Origin of the sequence: Microbacterium sp., from assembly GCF_032084865.1 — a bacterium.
GTDB lineage: Bacteria > Actinomycetota > Actinomycetes > Actinomycetales > Microbacteriaceae > Microbacterium.
In genome coordinates, this window is the sequence record NZ_DAMDLU010000240.1 from 1 (window position 1) to 1,737 (window position 1,737).

General features: G+C 70.4%; 2 protein-coding genes. Both read right to left on the reverse strand.

Annotated elements, in window-relative coordinates:
* Positions 1-266, reverse strand: a 266-nt coding sequence (locus RT309_RS14960) for an alpha/beta fold hydrolase (RefSeq protein WP_396654467.1), incomplete at its 3' end; no start/stop codon positions are given.
* Between the two features lie 51 nt (positions 267-317).
* Positions 318-1,505, reverse strand: coding sequence for an AI-2E family transporter (locus RT309_RS14965; protein WP_313358311.1), 1,188 nt, complete (start codon positions 1,503-1,505; stop codon positions 318-320).
* Positions 1,506-1,737 lie beyond the last annotated feature (232 nt).

Here is a 1,737-nt window from a genome sequence, read left to right on the forward strand (position 1 = left end):
TTCTCCAACGACAGCGTGCGTTGCCGCAGATCGGCGGCCAGATCGTCGGCCTCGTCGGCCGGCGCCGACTCCGGGCGGTCGCCGCTCGCGCCGCGCGCCCGGCGATCCCAGGTGACCGCCCGGAACCCGGCTTCGGCCAGCGCTTCAGCCAGCGGCCCGGCATCTGCGGCCGTCGACAGCGCGCCGTTCACGACGACGACGGCCGGTCCCGCCCCGGTCGTCGCGTAGGAGATCTCGGTTCCGTCTGCGGAGGTCGCGATGCTCATGACGCCATGCAACCACCTCGTCGAGCCCGACGCGACGGGTTCTTGATGACGTCAGGCGATCTCGACGGCGGTGCTCTGCGACGCCCGCGGCTCACGCGGCTTGCGCCGCGCCCACTTCGCCGGCAGGTTCTCGCCGTCCCACACCTGGATGATGCCCCACACGGCCGCGGTCGTCGGCACGGCCAGCACGGCGCCGACCAGGCCGCTGAGAGCGGTTCCCACAGCCAGGGCGACGAGGATCACGAACGCGTGCAGCTTCATCGTGCGTCCCATCAGGAACGGCTGCAGCAGGTTGCCCTCCAGCTGGTTGACGAGCACGACGACGCCGACCACGAGCAGGGCGCTCACCCAGCCGTTGGCGACGAGGGCGACCAGCGCCGCGAGCACGCCGGCCAGCGTCGCACCGACGATGGGGATGAACGCCAGCAGGAACACGAGCACGGCGAGCGGAATCGCCAGCGGCACCTGCAGGATGAGCAGGCCGATGAGGATGCCGACGGCATCCACCAGCGCGACCGTCGCCGTCCCGCGCACGTACGATCCGAGCACGCCCACGGTCTTGTGACCGATCCGGCGCACGCGGCTCTCGCTCTCGCCGTGGAACGGACGCAGCAGGAACTCCCACATCTGCGGGCCGTCCTTGAGGAAGAAGAAGAGGATGGTGACCAGCAGCACGAATCCGGTCACGAAGCTCGCCACCGCGCTGACGCCGGCGAGGGCGCCGGAGCCGAACTGCGAGCTCGTGACGAAGTCGGTGAGCGTCTTGGTCCACTCCTCGATCTGGTCGGGGGTGAACAGCTGGAACGGCAGCGTGTCGATCCAGTCGATCACATGGTCGATGCCCTGCTGCGCCTGCGCGTACAGGTCGTCCCACTGATCGCGGACCGCCCACACGATCAGCCAGCTCAGTCCGCTGAGCACCGCGACGATCGTCAGCAGGGTGATGATCGTCGCCAGCAGATCCGGCACGTGGTGCCGGCGCAGCCAGTTCATCGCGGGGGCGAACGCGCACGCGAGGATCAGAGCGATCGCGAGGGGGATCGTCACCAGGGTGAGGGACTGGATGACGAAGACGATGCCCGCGGCGACGGCGACCACCAGCAGGATCTGAATCGAGCGGATGCCGAGGCGGCCGAACGCATCGGCCCACAGGCTCCACGGCGGACGAGTCGCACGGGGCTCCACGGTGGGCTGATCGAGCTGGATGCGGCGGGGACGATCGCTGCGGAACAGGTGCATGACGCGAGCCTAAGCGCCGCGCGTCACGTGCGGCGAGCGGTTGACCGCGAGCCGGGAACGCCGCACAATGCCCGGCCTGCGCGCGGTCACTGCCGGCGGGCCGCCCGGTCGGCGAGCAGGATGCGCGCGGCCCGGTCACCCGACACCAGCGCACCCTCGATCGATGGGCTCGTGCGATGGTCTCCCGCGAGGTAGACGTGGTCGGCCGCGCGCACCGGCGAGGATCGCAGCG